The 15896-nt window shown below is 33.3% G+C and carries 13 protein-coding genes; 10 read left to right on the top strand and 3 right to left on the bottom strand.

The window, feature by feature from the left end; translation table 11 throughout:
- Nucleotides 1-2 precede the first annotated feature (2 nt).
- From BST91_RS11695 to BST91_RS11665, 7 genes are all read left to right on the top strand, one after another.
- Nucleotides 3-542, top strand: a complete 540-nt coding sequence (locus BST91_RS11695) for a heme NO-binding domain-containing protein (protein ID WP_042276621.1) — start codon at nucleotides 3-5, stop codon at nucleotides 540-542.
- Nucleotides 543-2135, top strand: coding sequence for a PAS domain-containing sensor histidine kinase (locus BST91_RS11690; protein ID WP_042276624.1), 1593 nt, complete (start codon nucleotides 543-545; stop codon nucleotides 2133-2135). It abuts the gene before it with no gap.
- Nucleotides 2136-2137: 2 nt separating this feature from the next.
- The gene (locus BST91_RS11685) at nucleotides 2138-3232 is read left to right on the top strand and encodes an FIST signal transduction protein (RefSeq protein WP_085775483.1); all 1095 of its coding nucleotides are present in this window, start codon (nucleotides 2138-2140) and stop codon (nucleotides 3230-3232) included.
- Nucleotides 3232-4380, top strand: a complete 1149-nt coding sequence (locus BST91_RS11680; protein WP_244895634.1) for a sensor histidine kinase — start codon at nucleotides 3232-3234, stop codon at nucleotides 4378-4380. The genes BST91_RS11685 and BST91_RS11680 overlap by 1 nt, the downstream gene beginning before the upstream one ends.
- The gene (locus tag BST91_RS11675; RefSeq protein ID WP_060523447.1) at nucleotides 4377-4700 is read left to right on the top strand and encodes a hypothetical protein; all 324 of its coding nucleotides are present in this window, start codon (nucleotides 4377-4379) and stop codon (nucleotides 4698-4700) included. The genes BST91_RS11680 and BST91_RS11675 overlap by 4 nt, the downstream gene beginning before the upstream one ends.
- Before the next feature lie 8 nt (nucleotides 4701-4708).
- Entirely contained in the window at nucleotides 4709-5419 is a 711-nt protein-coding gene (locus tag BST91_RS11670; RefSeq protein ID WP_042276628.1) for a LytR/AlgR family response regulator transcription factor, read from the top strand.
- Between the two features lie 166 nt (nucleotides 5420-5585).
- On the top strand, nucleotides 5586-8018 hold the full coding sequence (locus tag BST91_RS11665; RefSeq protein ID WP_085775482.1) for a DUF4114 domain-containing protein: 2433 nt from the start codon (nucleotides 5586-5588) through the stop codon (nucleotides 8016-8018).
- Between the two features lie 88 nt (nucleotides 8019-8106).
- Here BST91_RS11665 and BST91_RS11660 read toward each other — a convergent pair whose 3' ends face one another.
- Nucleotides 8107-10122 (bottom strand): tetratricopeptide repeat protein, encoded by a 2016-nt coding sequence (locus BST91_RS11660; RefSeq protein ID WP_157546969.1) that lies wholly within the window; start codon nucleotides 10120-10122, stop codon nucleotides 8107-8109.
- Nucleotides 10123-10338: 216 nt separating this feature from the next.
- On the opposite strand from BST91_RS11660, the gene BST91_RS11655 reads away from it, so the two are divergent.
- The 3 genes from BST91_RS11655 (at nucleotide 10339) to BST91_RS11645 (ending at nucleotide 13210) form a co-directional block, all read left to right on the top strand.
- Nucleotides 10339-10617 (top strand): hypothetical protein, encoded by a 279-nt coding sequence (locus BST91_RS11655; RefSeq protein ID WP_085775480.1) that lies wholly within the window; start codon nucleotides 10339-10341, stop codon nucleotides 10615-10617.
- Between the two features lie 76 nt (nucleotides 10618-10693).
- Nucleotides 10694-11911: an oligosaccharide flippase family protein gene (locus BST91_RS11650; protein WP_085775479.1), complete on the top strand. Its 1218-nt coding sequence runs from the start codon at nucleotides 10694-10696 to the stop codon at nucleotides 11909-11911.
- A gap of 87 nt (nucleotides 11912-11998) precedes the next feature.
- Nucleotides 11999-13210: a glycosyltransferase gene (locus BST91_RS11645; protein WP_085775478.1), complete on the top strand. Its 1212-nt coding sequence runs from the start codon at nucleotides 11999-12001 to the stop codon at nucleotides 13208-13210.
- On the opposite strand, the gene BST91_RS11640 is transcribed toward BST91_RS11645, so the two are convergent.
- Nucleotides 13203-14711: a glycosyl hydrolase gene (locus BST91_RS11640; protein ID WP_085775477.1), complete on the bottom strand. Its 1509-nt coding sequence runs from the start codon at nucleotides 14709-14711 to the stop codon at nucleotides 13203-13205. The genes BST91_RS11645 and BST91_RS11640 overlap by 8 nt on opposite strands.
- Complete coding sequence (locus BST91_RS11635) at nucleotides 14704-15849, bottom strand: hypothetical protein (RefSeq protein WP_085775476.1); 1146 nt, start codon at nucleotides 15847-15849, stop codon at nucleotides 14704-14706. Before BST91_RS11635 ends, BST91_RS11640 begins: the two co-directional genes overlap by 8 nt.
- Nucleotides 15850-15896: the final 47 nt, after the last annotated feature.

Genomic DNA, 15896 nt, shown 5'->3' with positions numbered 1-15896 from the left:
GAATGAAAGGAATCATATTCACAGAATTTTTAGAACTAGTAGAAGAAAAATTCGGACTCTCGATGGTTGATACCATTATCAATGAATCTGAATTGGAATCTCAAGGGATATATACCTCGGTTGGAACCTACGAATTTTCAGAAATGTTACAACTCATTACCCATTTAAGTAAGAACACTAATATTTCTGTGGATGATTTATTACTCGTTTATGCAGAACATTTGTTTGCTGCTTTAATCAATATGCATCCCAATATCGTGGAGCATTATAAAGATCCCATGGATCTCGTAGCCTCTATCGAAAATCACATTCATGTTGAAGTAAAAAAAATATATCCCGAAGCTCAACTACCAACTTTTGAAATACAAGAGAAAAATTCTGATTCAATGAAGATAATTTACAAATCAGATAAGGCTCTCTATATGCTTTGTAAAGGATTGATGACAGAAACATTCAAGCTGTTTAAAACTCCTGTAAATATCGAGTTCTATAAACTCAATGAATTAGGAACTGAAGTAAGATTTGATATAAGCTATGCTTAAATGTCACAAAACGAAATAGACATATTAAAAAGGGCTTTATCTAGAGAAAAAATGGCTCGTAAACAAGCTGAAAAAATTCTAGAAGAAAAGTCTGCAGATTTATATAAGTTAACTCAAGAACTTAAGAGTAGTAACCAACAGCTTGAAAAGCTTATTTATGAAAAAAACTCGCAATTACAAGGCGTTTTTGAAAACATAGTAGATGCTTATGTTATTATGGACCTACAAGGTAAAGTCCTTAAAATGAATGATTCTGCGATAGAGTTATTGGAACAGAATAATGAAGAAAAAGAATTTAGTTTATTAGAGTTAGTAAAAGACAATGATCTTGACCATGTTGCTAATGGCTTTAACAAATTAATCACCAAAGGTTCTATTACTAATTTTCAAATTCACATCCACACTAAATCGGGAAAAACTAGGTTAGTCCATATCAATGCTAGTATTATCAAAAACGAAGAAGGTAAACCTGTTGCAGCACAAGGTATAGTACGCGATATTACGTTAGATGCGGCCTATCAAAAGGCTGTTGAGGCTGAAAGAATAAAGTATAGGTCTATCATTGATAATATGAATATCGGTCTAGTTGAAGTAAACTCAAAAGACGAAATTCAACTAGTAAATAGGAGATTCATTGAAATGACTGGCTATCAAGAAGAAGAGCTTATCGGAAGAAATGGAAAAGACTTTCTTTTAATTGAAGCAGAAAAGAAAATTTTTAATCCCGATGAAACAGAACTTATTGATGACGGATCTTATACTTATGAACTAAAAATTAAAAACAAGAATCAAGAAACTAAATATTGGTTATCTAGTGGTATTAAAAACGTTGATGTAAAAGGAAATCAATTAGGATCAATAAGAATTCATCTTGATATTACAGATTTTAAGAACCTTCAATTACAAAAGGAAGATCTAGTTAAAAGTCTAGAAAAAAGTAATAATGAGTTAAAAGAATATGCTCACATAGTTTCTCATGACTTAAAATCACCATTGCGTAGTATTAACGCATTGGTATCTTGGTTAAGAGAAGACAATAAAGGTATTTTAAACGATTCCAGTATTCAAAATATTGAGTTGATTGAGTCTACTCTAGAAAAAATGGAATCATTAATTAGTGGAATTCTCGAGTATAGCGTTTTAGACAAAAACGTAGAAGCTTTCAAAAAAGTGAATCTGGAAAGCTTAATAAGCGAGGTAATCGAAATGATCTACGTTCCAGATCACATTCAATTCAAGATAAATAATAAATTCCCTATTATAAATGGTGATAAAATTAAACTACAGCAATTATTCCAAAATTTAATTGCTAATGCCATTAAATACAATGATAAAGACCTTGGTATTATTACCCTTAGCTGTAAAGATCAAGGTAGTTTTTACGAGTTTGCGATTGAGGATAATGGGATAGGAATTGAAGAGCAATATCATCAAAAAATCTTTAAAATTTTTCATGCCCTTCATCACTCTAAAGACTCGTCAGGAATTGGTCTTTCAATTGTAAAAAAAATAGTCAATTTACATGGTGGAGAAATATGGCTAGATAGTACTCCTAATCAAGGAACCACTTTTTATTTTACCTTAAAGAAATAACTATGTTAATCACGTCTAACACTAGCAAAGAAATTGCTCTGGATATTAAAGATCACGTAGGTGCTCACGGTGCTTTAATTGCTGTTGCAGAACATACAGAATTGGATATTCCAGCATTAGTTGATGATCTCAATGAGATTGGAGTCACTTTTATGGGTGGGATCTTCCCAAAAGTCATTCATAACAATCAGGTTATTGAACAAGGTATAGTAATCAACACCCTACAAAATTTAGAAAAGATTTGTTTGATAAAAGAATTAAGTTCAACCAATTACACTATTCCAAAATTTGAATTTCAAGATGGTTCCTACAGTATAATCACCTACGTTGACGGTTTGACTTCCAATATTTCTCATTACATGAGTACATTGTATGAAAATTATGGAATGCAAACGAATTATTTTGGCGGTGGCGCAGGTAGTTTGTCACTTCAACAAAAACCATGTGTATTTACTAATGAAGGATTTTTTGAGGACGCAGCGGTCTACAGTATTGTTAAAATGTCATCCCATATTGGAGTAAAACATGGATGGAGTAAAGTTGACGGCCCTTATATCGTTACCAAAGCTGATGGTGATGTTATTCAAGAGATAAACTGGCAAAACCCGTTCGAAATCTATAAAACTGTTGTAGAAAAGCACTCTAACAAAAAATTCAGTGATGATAACTTTTTTGATATTGCAAAGGGTTACCCTTTTGGTATTGTTAAAAACGATGGTGAGTGCATTGTAAGAGATCCTTTAATGACTAATGAGAAAGGAGAGATAATTTGTATCGCCGAATTAGAGGACAACTCACTGGTTGATATTTTGAATGGAGACAATAATTCACTAATAAAAGCAGCTGAACAAGCTGCACAAGAAAGTCTGTTACACGCTAGCAAACCGAGAAAGGCAATAATAATTGACTGTATTTCTAGGGTACTGTTTCTAGAAACTGATTTTGATAAAGAACTTCGCTCAATAACGGGAACACTAAAAGAAAAATATCCACATATTTCAATAAGTGGTGCGCTCACGTTGGGTGAAATATCGTCATACGGTGAAGGGTTTCTTGAATTCTATAATAAAACAGTTGTAGTAGGATTATTTGAATAATGCAAATACAAAATCACATACTTGAGGTCTTACAGTTATATGAATACGCAATGGCTATTGGGAAATCTTTGGATTTCAAAAATAATTGCGAGTCATTTATAAAGTTGCTGCTCAAGCGTCAAAACTTGAATGCAGCTTGGGTACTTAAAGGAAAAGAAAATTATTTTGAAACTGTTTATTCTTTACCAAAAGGAACAAGTTTAAGAGTCCAAGGATCAGAACTGCCATTGTCTATAATTGATAATGAATACATACTGCTCGATGTTGAAAAACATGAGATTCTAAATCAACTATCTCCGATTACTTTAAAACAAGGTCATGTTGCTGTATATAATTTAAAAACTATTGGGTTTTTATTTCTGTATACCAAAAAAAATAATTTAAATCAAAAAGAATTAGCTCAATTAAAACCGGTAATTGACAAGTTTACAACTAGCTTGCGTGCGAGTACAGCATTTGAAGAACAGCAAAATTTATTAAATAATTTAGAAGCCAGAAATCAAGAGTTAAGTGATTATGCTCATATGGTTTCCCATGACTTAAAATCTCCTTTACGCAGTATTGACACATTATCTTCCTGGCTTCAAGAAGATTATAAAAACTCACTAGATGCTACTGGGCAACAACATCTTGAAACAGTAAGAGAAAATGTTCTCAAAATGGATAACCTTATTGATGGTATTCTACAATATTCTAGTATCGACAAACACAATTCCGATTTTTATGATGTTCATCCTAACAAGATAATTTCTGAAATCATAAACTCCATAGTTGTTCCTGAAAATATAAAACTTGTAGTTAATGAATTACCAGTTATTAAAGGTGATACCTACAGAGTACGACAACTATTCCAAAACCTGATTACCAATGCTATAACCTATAATGACAAAGAACAAGGTTATATTGAAATAGGTTACAACAATAGTGAAAAAGGTATCTTTTACATAAAAGATAACGGTATAGGAATCGATAAAAAATACCATCAAAAAATATTCAAAACATTTGAAAAACTCGAGAATAAAAAAGGTTCTTCGGGAATAGGCCTTTCAATAGTAAATAAAATTATCGAGTATTATAACGGACAAATTTGGATAGAATCTGAGCCTGGAATAGGAACCACATTCTATTTTACACTACCTAAAACATGACAGAACAACCCAACCGCTCCTATATAGATGCGCTTTGTCGAGGCGATAAAGTATTTGAAGAAAAATTAATCAAGGTCATCAAATTGGAATTTCCCGATGAGGTAAAGGTCTATCATGAAGCCTTTAATGAAAAAAAACAAACCAAAACTGCAGAGGCTGTTCATAAACTCAAACATAAAATAAGTATCTTAGGGCTAGAAAACGGTTATCAAACAGCCGTTAAATATGAGGATGAAATAAGAGAAGGTAATTACGACTTGCATAAAGAGTTTGAAGCTATTCTTAACAGCATGTCTACCTACTTAAAAACACTAGAATAGCCAGCAAAATGAAATGTATTATCATAGATGATGAAGCTACGGCAAGATTAATCATTGAAAATTACTGTAGTGATATAAAAGGTTTACAAATTATCGAGCAGTTTTCAAATGCTATCGACGCCATGAAATACCTCAATCAACACACTGTTGATTTAATCTTTCTGGATATTCACATGCCCAATTTTAATGGTATGGACTTTATTCAAACCATTAAAAATCCACCTAATGTAATACTCACCACGTCAGACCCTAATTTTGCTATTGAAGCTTTTGAATATGAGTGTATTGTAGGTTATCTAATTAAACCCATTGACCTTAATAAGTTTAATAAAGCTGTTCAAAAAGCCGTTACACAGTTTAAATCTAAAAAAGTCGAAAAGCAAAAAGCCGATGTAAGCCTTAACGAAGATGATATTCTATATGTAAACATTGACAGAAGACTCATTAAAATCGATATGCCTTCCATTTATTTAGTTGAAGCCAAAGGCGATTACATTATGATTAAAACTGAAACAAAGAACTATATCGTACACAGCACATTAAAGAAAATTGAGGAAAAATTACCTGATAATACCTTTCTTAAGGTCCACCGTTCTTACATCATTAACGTTCAAAAGATCATTGATATTGAGGACAATTGTGTATTGATTAAAAAGGACATCGTTCCAGTAAGTAGGTCCAATCGCCCTATCTTAATGAAAAGATTAAATTTATTGTAGTAGATGCGACATATTACGCTTTCGCGAAAGCGTGTTAACCACCTATAAAAGAATCCAGTAATCTAACTGATCAAACCATTCAACTACACTTAACGCCTGTCTAGCGAAAATACACCTAACAAGGTCGTTTATACTTCTAATTTTGACACATATAAACAAAGTCAAGATGAAGAAAATACTACTCCTTTTGTTATTCGTATCTCAAGTAATATGGGCTCAAGGTTATCAATATCTAGGAGCCTATGATTCCATGGGCACACCTTTATATTTAGAAAACCCAGGTGATGTGGTAGGTAGCGACACTATGGATATGGTGGGCTATTCTTTGCCAGAAGGTTATCCCGTTCCCATCTACAATCCTCACTATATAACAGCTGGATACGATACCGATCTTATTATTGATAGTCTAGCAGACGTTTGGGTAACCTTCGTAAGTGAAGGTGCAGGTTATAAGAATGTTTTAGGTTTTTATACCTATGATATTAATAATCCTCCAGTTACAGCTCCTACTCCATCAGACATAACAATTATTTTTCCTAACGTATCTGCTCTATACAGCGGTGGCGGATTATTAGCTGGTGATAAAGTTAAAATAGGAACTTTTCCTGCAGGAACGGGAATTGGATGGGTTCTTCTGGCAAATGCATGGAATAGTTCTACATCTTCTATAGGTAATCCGCTTTGGGCTGTACACTCAAACCCAGACTTTAACCCAGAAGCCCTACCCGAACTACAGCATCATAGTGTCTTGCTACAAGATGCTGAAAACGAAAGAATCATACTAGGATTTGAAGATGTAAGAAGAGATTACGGCTCGTGCGATAATGATTTTAATGATGCTGTATTTTACGTTTCTGCAAATCCATACACTGCATTGAGAACAACAAATTATGCCGATGTAAGCAAATCGGCAACTGTAACATCGGGAAATACGGGTGGTTTAGAAAGTGATGGTAAGCTAGCTAGCTTAGTTGCAGTTAGAAATTTTAAACGATCTAAAGAAAACCATCAATCAAATAAGAAAAATCAAGAGAGTTTTACCTCGTACATTTCAAAAAACGGCGGAACTCAAACGACTCTAGACGCCTACATTCCTAATACAGGAATGTATGGAACTGAAGTGGCACAAGTGTCTACACCGCAAGATCTTATAGGAATTACCAATGCAAATGAAGTTTTATCAGTAGATTATTATGAACAAAGTAATCGCGTAGCGGCTGTTCTAGCAACTAGTACAACAGGATCTATATACGATCATTCCAAAGTTATTTGCGATCGATTAAATAATTCCTCACTGGACGACGTACGTGTAGTAACCGTAAATGGGTATCCCATGATAAGTTCAAAAATAACTCGAGCCAATGGTGAGGTAGAGTACGCATTGGGGTTTTCCATTAAACACGACGGTGCTCAAAATGAACTATATAGTTTGTGGGAAATAGGCCAGTATCCTACAGGAGATTATTATAATTTTCAAGTATGGGGAAGTTCTTTTTCACAGGTTTTTGCAATTACTAATGGTATCCTAAGCAACTTTAATCAATCACAATCTGTAGTTAATACTACCATGACAGCTACAGTACCAGAGGTGTTCGTAAATTCTGGTTACTATAAAAATGGAGCGCTACACCTTACTATCACAAATAAAACTGGTGTTTTAACTATGAATTTTTCTGGGAATTTGTCTGTAACAGAACAATCTGGAAGACAAAACATCACGCAATCCATTAATCTTTCAGGCGCCTATCAAGAAGATATAATAATTCCAACTGGTGGCTTATTTGATATTGGATTTTCTATCAATACAGGATCTTCACAGCCCGACACTCTATATCTAGCTGATGGACCATGGGGACTGGACTATCTAGACACCTATGCAACTGTATCACAGTTTGATATTAATGCGAGTAATACTTCGGTTTCACCAAATGTTTATCATGTGGAACGTAATCCTATTGTAACTGGTAATGTAAAGGGTAATATCAACCTTTTTAGACACCTATTACCTGGTGATCAAAGTCTGGATATAACAAATTATGACACCATTCAATTTGATTTAAACAACGACCAAGATGTAGAGGTTGTTCTGGTTCCAAATGCAGATGTCGCCTGGACTGACAGGTATACCTTTACCATTCCGGCTAATCAGGGAAACACTACTACTCATACGATAAGAATAAATGAATTTGAAAATAGATCAGGAGTTTCATTCTCTTATCCAGACATTAAAACTATTGTTTTTTCAGTTATAAGTGATTATTCCACAACTATTCCATTTTCAATAAATATCAATGATTTAAAAATCGGTCAATTCTCAACGTTGTCGGTGAACCAAAATTACGATGCTATTGCACAGGTTATGGTGTATCCAAATCCGGCTAATACAACTGCCTACTTTAAGTTGCCAGTATCTACAAGTTCAATTGAACTACACATATATGATATGAATGGAAGATTGATAGATCATAAAACTGAATCTTTGTTAGAAACTGAGAATAGCTTTAAATATGATGTGACTTCGCTTAAAAAAGGCTATTATGTTTATAAAATTCTTACATCAAACAACGAATCTTTTATGGGGAAACTCGTGAAACAATAGGTATAAGGAATTGTGGTTAGTTATGTTTTCGCGACCGAGCAAAGCGAGGGAAGACAGAAAAAAGGCTTGGAGTAATCTGAGTCTTTTTTTATTCCATTTTTTTTGCTTCTGAAAAATTAAATAGCGGTCTTTTTGTAATGTACCATCTAAGGTTCAAACCGAATTCAGTAAACGTAAAACCAGCGGTAGTTGTTGACGCAATATTACTTTGCAATCCATATAAATCAATATAAGCTCGATCTGACAATTTGTAACCCAACTTGGCCTGTACACGATAGGTAGATTGACTAGGATTGTCCTCTATGACTTGTAAACCTGTAGCAAGATTAATATCGTAATACCATTGATTAATCTTAATCGAATTAAGATCTCTATTAAGGTTTAAGAAAATTTCTACAGCATTAAAACTGCTAGGGCTAAAATATGTGGTAGGCACTTGATTTTTAAAGCTTATATATTGGTAGTTTACACCTGCTTTAAGAACAGGTTTTTTGAAAATGTTATAATATAATGAGGTAAAAAGCAAATTACGAGTATTATTATCGTTCTGCGAGGTATAATAATATTGAGTAAACCATCCTAAGTTGAAATTGGTACTTAGATTATAGTTTACATAATAGTTGTTTTGAATCAATTGTCTATCTAGTAAAGCTGCATTGAAACTCTCTAGAGTGCGTTGATAACCTAGTGATAAGGATTGTAATTTGAGAGCGTTAATATTGAGTGAGAGGTTTGTGACAACCTGACTTTGGTTAGTATTCTCACTATTAGTGTTAATGACACCCAACAACCCTTTTAAATCAATTTTTGGAATTATCGTGTATTTAGATCCTAATTGGAATGAGTGTGCGGTTGCTGTAGTAGATAACAAATCATTACTTGTATTTCTATAAGTATAATCTGCTAGTAATTCCCATTTTGCACTCATAGGAACTTTTAGTGTGAGTTGTGAACTATACGCCTCATTTTCACCATTATCAAAGCTATAGCTAGGTTTGATATTTAAGTATGGAGTAAAACTTTGATCTATATTTTTTAGAAACTTAGTAACGTCTTTTTGTTGATTAAAAATGTCTAATGTTTGAATTCCTTTAAGGTAGGCTTGTTGGTAAAGGCCTAATGCTTTTAATGAGTTTGCTTTACCTAAATTACCGTCAAAGGATAATGAATCATTATTTAAAATTTTATCGTAGTCTTTGATACTTGATTTAAAATTACTTTTATAAACATTGTTAGTAGCTCTTAATGCTAGTATCCAGTTTTCATTACCATAATCGTTTAAAAGCATTTCAATTTTATCACTTGCTTTTTTATACTTGGAGTTCCATATAAGAGCTTGCACATACCGTTCATGTGTTCTTGCAACCGCATTGGGTTCAATATTTGAAGTTATCAGGCTTAACGATTTTGAAGCTGTTTTTAAAGCTTTTTTATCCTGATTCTTTAAATGTTGTACCAAGGCAATACCGTTTAATGAAATAATACTGTCAGTTCTTGTTTTATTTATTCTCTTATAAGTAATAAATGCACTATCTATTTTTTCTGAGATCAAGTAGGTATTAGCTAGCACCTGAAGTAATTCAGTATCCTCCTTTATTAATTTATTTACTTCATTCAAGGTATTTATAGCTGCTTGAGTTTTTTGGTTTTTTACTAGAGAATCTGAATATCCTAAATGTATGTACTTTTTAGAGGTAAGAGCATTGGCATTGTTAGGTTCTAATTCAAGAGCTTTATTGATATAAATAATAGCTTGATCATATAATTTTAGATTTGAAAGAGTATTTGAATATCCTAATACAGCTGGAAAACTATTCGGTTGGGATCCTAGTAATTTCTCGTAGTATTCTTTAGCTTTTTGAAACTCTTTGTTCCAAAGAAGGGACTCGGCATAATTAAGTTTAATTTCAAAATCATTGGGATATTCATCCAGTAAATCAACAAACATATTCTTTGCTAACCTAGGGTTATCATTGAGGCCGGTCGCCCTAGCGTAACAAAGCTTTGCTGTTTTGTTGTTAGGAAAACCCTGTAAAACCTGATTAAAAAAAACTTGGGCTTCTCTAAATTGACCTTTCTCTAGCATTTTAAACCCTTCTGACATTTCCTGTGAATAAAGTCTATTACAACAAAACAATGTTATTATAAAGGAAATTAAAACATACGTTTTCATAAAATCATAGGTAAATCGGGTTAGACTAAAGATAATTACCACTGGTCTACAGTAAAATGCGATTAAACGAAAATAACCAATCTAAGCCTTTAAGCTAGAGCATCTTTGTAGAGAATAAAAAATAAAAATCATTTAAATATCAATATTATGTCTTTACAAATTAACAAATTAAACGGGATTTATGAATTAACTGGAGTGCTTGATTTAACCACTGCAAAACCATTATTAAATCATATAAAATTATTGCAAGGGTTTGAGAACTCTATTGATATCAATATAGATAACCTATCACTGATTGATAGAACAGGTGTTGCTGCACTACTTACTATACTTTCTTTATCTCTAAGAACTGATTGCAATATTACTATCTCTGGTAGAGGTTACAAAGATATTTATAACGAGTATAGAGATAATCAAGCTGCTTAAAACAATAATTTAAAAAAGTTAAAATGTTAGCCAGTACCTTCCTTAAATCAAAAAAATTACCTCAGAACAATTATTTATGTTAAGTGTTCTATTGGTGAACGGTGGTAATTATTTTTATAATTTAATTCTGGGAAGGCTATTGGGGCCATCGCAATTTGCAGATGCAGCAGTACTCGTTACTTTTTTATTAGTACTTTCATTTTTAGCCATGACATTTCAGCTGGTTACTACAAAATTTAGCGCCTTATTAGAATATTTTGATTTATCCTCATTCATCAATTCAATATTTAAACTGTCTGTGATTACCGGTATTATCATCGGTGCAATAATTATTGCCTTATCAAAGTGGCTTCAACAAGCATTACAAACTCAAAATTCTATCATGTTTGTGATTTTTGGAACAGCGGTTCCTGTTTACTTTATATTGAGTGTAAATAGGGGTTTTCTTCAAGGAAATAATCAATTCAAACCTTTATCCATTACCTATCAATTGGAAATGGTAACTAGGTTAATTTTAACTGTCAGTTTTCTTTTATTCATACCAAAATTAGAACCCATAATAAGTGTTTCCATAGGTATCGTGATTTCATTAATCGCAGGTTTCTTCCCCTTCAAATTGATGCCTTTCATTGAGAGAATGTCAATTAAATCCAGTCTGATTTTAAGTCGACCTGTGAAACACTTTTTTATTGTTACCCTATTCTATGAACTTACTCAAATCATTATAAATAATAGCGACATTTTATTAGTGAAGCATTTTTTCAACAGTTATGATGCAGGATTATATGCTTCTCTTGCTTTAATAGGTCGAGTAGTTTACTTCATGGCATGGATGTTTGTAATGCTCTTACTTCCTAAAGTAATCGAACTGAAAAAAAACAATAAAAACACAACTCAGATTTTGTTTAAATATGTAAGTTATATCACCTTATTGTGTATGGTAATTGTTATTGGAACTATCCTTTTACCAGAAACCATAGTAAGCTTACTGTTTGGTGATGAGTATTTAGAAATAGCACCATTGTTGTGGAAATACGCTGTGGCAACCTCATTGTTTGCAATCGCAAATATATTCTCGTATTATTTCTTATCATTAGGAAATTATATTCCTGTAATTATTTCTGGGATTATGGGAATGATGCAGGTGGCAATGATTTACTGGTTTCATGATTCTCTTCACACAGTTGTACTAGTTCAAATAATAGCTATGGTTGTGCTTCTTACTGGACAAGTATTATACTTCTATCAATCAAAAACAGATCAAAACCATTCATCTACACCAACTGGCATTTAGTCTACACATATAGGTGTGCAATCGTTTTTGACTGATTAACACGTTTAAAACTAGGCATATTTGTATAGACATTAAAAACAAAGATCAATGAAAATCGCAGTCGTAACATCGTTTCCTCCTAGTAAAATCACACTAAATGAGTATGCTTTCCATTTGGTAAAAAGCTTAAGTGATCATGAAAAAATTTCAGAGATTGTATTATTAACTGATCACACAGTTGAAGAAAAAGATTTAAGTTTTAAAAATGATGATTGCATCATAACTGTCAAAGAATGTTGGTCCTTCAATAGCTACTGGAACTTAAAATCGGTTACTAAAGCAATTAACGAGACTAATCCAGATCGGGTTTTATTCAACCTACAATTTATGAAATTCGGAGACAAAAAAGTAGCTGCTGCATTAGGTTTAATGTTACCCTTAATGTGTAAACTAAAAAAAATACCAACAGTTGTCTTGCTGCATAACATTCTTGAGGAAGTAGACTTATCTAGTGCCGGTTTTACAAATAACATTATCCTTAAGAAAGCTTATAACTTAATAGGCTCTTTACTTACTAGACTCATATTACAAGCAGATGTTGTAGCCGTTACTATGCAGAAATATGTAACCATTTTACAAGAGAAATACAACGCAAGTAATGTAAGGCTTATACCTCATGGAACTTTTGAAACTCCTCAACAAGAACCTAGCTACGATGCAAATACTGGCGCGTTGAAGGTGATGACCTTTGGCAAATTTGGAACTTATAAAAAGGTTGAGAATATGATCGAGGCTGTAGAATTAGTACGTGAAAGAACTCACTTAGATATTGAGATAATAGTTGCAGGAACTGATAACCCAAACGTTCCTGGATATTTAGAAGGTGTTAAAAAGAAATACAGTAGCGTTGAAAAGGTAACGTTTACTGGATATGTAGAAGAGGATGAGGTGCCTGTAATCTTTCGCGAAAGCGATATCGTTATATTCCCATATACATCTACTACTGGTAGTTCTGGAGTACTGCATCAAGCAGGAAGTTATGGTAAGGCTGTAGTAATGCCTGATCTAGGAGACCTAGCTCTACTTACTAAAGAAGAAGGTTATAGAGGTGAGTTTTTTGAGCCTACTAGTATTACTAGTTTGGCAGATGCCATTGAAGTATTACTTACAAACGACGCTCACCGTCGCGCTATAGCTCGTTCAAATTTTGAGGCTGCAACTGCTTATCCTATGAGTAAGATTGCACAATTATATGTCGATGTTTTTGATGAATTACAGACTGAATATAAGTCTGTTAACCATTTACAGGTTGTTAATTAGATAAATGTTTAAAGGTTGGTTTCTTATTGCCATGGACGTCGATAAATCCATAGAATTTTTGAGGATTTCGGCGCCATGGCAATATTCCTGTTACCTTATCAGGAACTTGATTAAAATCATATAAAGTCCAGGACATAGCAGGAATTTTCTTCTCTTTGAGGATTGAGTTGGCTTTTTTATGATACTCTGCTTGTTCTTTTTCACTAGAACTCAAACCCAGTATTCCTGTGTAAGAACTCCATCCATATTCGGTAATAACAATTTCTTTTTCAGGGATTTGAGAACGAAGTTTTTCCCACTTATTTGATAATTCATCTAGGTCTTCATAATAATGAAAAGATACAAAGTCTACATGTTCATTTAATCCTGTCGCAGCTTGTGCATTTGACCAACCTATAGTGACTGGATGATCCTGGTCTAGTAATTTTAAACGATAAATCATTTGTTCAAGCCACGAATCTACCATGGAACGACTTCGGTTTTCGTAATCGAGATCTGGCTCGTTTTTTAAGTCATAACCTAATAAAGCTGGGTGATTCATTATTTGTGGAATCAATTGATTTAAATGCTGTGTGGTCATTGTCCAGTCTTCGATATCATAATTACCATAAAAGTCAAATAGAGTTACCAATACGTCTAGATCATTGGAATGAGCGCTATCTAATAGCTCGAGCAGTTTATTAACTTTCTTACTTTGTACGTATTCCTTTCCAAAATCCTCATACCCAATAAAAATTCTAATCGTATTGATGCCTTGATTTTTAAGCAGCTTAAAATCTGAATCAAAAGTGGCCTTTGTAATACTATCATTAAAGGTATCCCAAGGAAATTTTTGAGGGTAATAATTAATTCCTCTTACTTTACTGTGCAGTGGTAAGGTTTCAAAATTTGAGGTTATAGAACGCACGCCTGTTGAAACTAAATGCCTTATGTGCCAATGACCATCCTGTAATAGTAATACAACCTTATAGTCATTTGATGTGTTTTGTTCATCGATTATCTGATTATCTTGATACGTTTTTTGATATTGAAGTACTTCGGTATCTGATATAACCACAATTTGACCATCCTCGCTCATAAACTCTATTTTAGGATGATGCTCTAGCGTGGTCATCTCAACGGTTGTTCCGTTTTTAATATTATAGTCGATAATAGATTTTAGTTTTCCCAATGAGCGCTTTGTGTAAAAATCTGAAACACCGTTAATGTCGTTATTTTTAAGAGCATTTGCTTTTACACGCCATGCGTTTAAATAATCTTTCTCTATTGTAGCAAGCATGGTTTTATTAACGGATCTACCTTTTACTGCTGTTGTATCCCAAGTTATTATAGGTCGATAAGTGCGTTGTTCTAACTGTTCAGTATGTAGCATTTTACTGCGATCTGCCCCAGTATTTAAATAACTGTATACGCTTCCTATCGCTAGGATTACACAGGCTATAAGTCCTAGGTAAAGTAAAACCAGTCCAGATCGTAATATATTTACGCTAAAGTTATTCAACAGCTACGTTTTTAAGATGTTTCACGATTCCACCAGCTGTAATTTTAATATCATAGTCTCCTTTTTCAAACACGTTTGGGTCTAGATAAAATGTAACATCACCGTTTAAGGTTCCTTTATTTAAGTTATGGTCGCTATCATTTCCAACTATAATTGCCTCGACTGTAAATCCGTCTGGAATGATTTGGCCTAGGAAACTAGTAAGTGATGTGACCTTTATACTTCTACCCGTAATCTGAATATCAAAATCTTTGATAGCTGGTAAAAATTCAATTTTCACATAATTGCTTACAGCCATATTAGGGATTAGGGCACGTACTTCCCATGACTCGGCTTTTTCTGGATGAAGTAGGTTTGCTGTTGCTACTCCGTTAATAGTTGTTGCAGTGGTTTGTCTAGTTGTTCCATTTTCCGTTTGAACGTATAAAGTAACAAGCGTACCATCAGAAACTGTATTTCCATAACGGTCGGTAATTGATGAGGTAATGAGTTGTAGTGTTTGATTACCATCTGCATATGGGTGATTACGCTTTCGCGAAAGCGTAAAATCCACAGCTCTACCAGCCATTATATCAATCGTGTGTTCCTTACTGGATACATTTCCCGATGTGACCGACGTAATTAATTTACCAGTAGATGTAGGAGCATTGAGATTATCAAACGTAAAAAGGTCATTAATCATAAGATCTTTTTCCTCTTTTTTGAAGTCTATAAAGTTTTTAAGAGTAACAGTAGTACTGTCCAACTGAGGATTATCAAATTCATCAACCGGAAGAATAGTAATCATAGTAAAATCATCCTTACTAGCTTCTAAAGTAGGTGGACCAACATAACTCTCAATGTGATGTATGTTTTTAGGTAAAATTTTAAGTTTACCTTCCAAATTAGTTTGAAGTAATTTCCAATAAAACACACCAGCTTCATTTGAGATAAATTGAGATATTGGATATTTTAAATAGGCGTCGTTTTTTATAGGCTTAATTAGAATAATGCCTTGATTACCCATTATTTTAAGTAAAGGAATGTCATCAGTGGTGGTACTTATTTCTAGGACAATGTTATCTCCTGCAAGGTATTCAGTAGTTGTGTTTATCAATCGATATGTAGGATCCACATACGGATGTTCTTTGCTTGACATAAGCAAAGTCACTATCATAATCAGGATATGTGAGTTTCTTAAAATCA

Origin of the sequence: Nonlabens tegetincola (assembly GCF_002117085.1) — a bacterium.
Taxonomy (GTDB): Bacteria; Bacteroidota; Bacteroidia; order Flavobacteriales; family Flavobacteriaceae; genus Nonlabens; species Nonlabens tegetincola.
Note: the sequence above shows the minus strand (reverse complement) of the source record. Positions and strands in the feature narration are given on the sequence as shown.

What these genes read in the sequence shown, in the direction of transcription:
- BST91_RS11695 (WP_042276621.1), top strand. Translation starts at nt 3, where the DNA reads ATGAAAGGAATCATATTCACAGAATTTTTAGAACTAGTAGAAGAAAAA.
- BST91_RS11690 (WP_042276624.1), top strand. Translation starts at nt 543, where the DNA reads ATGTCACAAAACGAAATAGACATATTAAAAAGGGCTTTATCTAGAGAA.
- BST91_RS11685 (WP_085775483.1), top strand. Translation starts at nt 2,138, where the DNA reads ATGTTAATCACGTCTAACACTAGCAAAGAAATTGCTCTGGATATTAAA.
- BST91_RS11680 (WP_244895634.1), top strand. Translation starts at nt 3,232, where the DNA reads ATGCAAATACAAAATCACATACTTGAGGTCTTACAGTTATATGAATAC.
- BST91_RS11675 (WP_060523447.1), top strand. Translation starts at nt 4,377, where the DNA reads ATGACAGAACAACCCAACCGCTCCTATATAGATGCGCTTTGTCGAGGC.
- BST91_RS11670 (WP_042276628.1), top strand. Translation starts at nt 4,709, where the DNA reads ATGAAATGTATTATCATAGATGATGAAGCTACGGCAAGATTAATCATT.
- BST91_RS11665 (WP_085775482.1), top strand. Translation starts at nt 5,586, where the DNA reads ATGAAGAAAATACTACTCCTTTTGTTATTCGTATCTCAAGTAATATGG.
- BST91_RS11660 (WP_157546969.1), bottom strand. Translation starts at nt 10,122, where the DNA reads ATGTCAGAAGGGTTTAAAATGCTAGAGAAAGGTCAATTTAGAGAAGCC.
- BST91_RS11655 (WP_085775480.1), top strand. Translation starts at nt 10,339, where the DNA reads ATGTCTTTACAAATTAACAAATTAAACGGGATTTATGAATTAACTGGA.
- BST91_RS11650 (WP_085775479.1), top strand. Translation starts at nt 10,694, where the DNA reads ATGTTAAGTGTTCTATTGGTGAACGGTGGTAATTATTTTTATAATTTA.
- BST91_RS11645 (WP_085775478.1), top strand. Translation starts at nt 11,999, where the DNA reads ATGAAAATCGCAGTCGTAACATCGTTTCCTCCTAGTAAAATCACACTA.
- BST91_RS11635 (WP_085775476.1), bottom strand. Translation starts at nt 15,849, where the DNA reads ATGTCAAGCAAAGAACATCCGTATGTGGATCCTACATATCGATTGATA.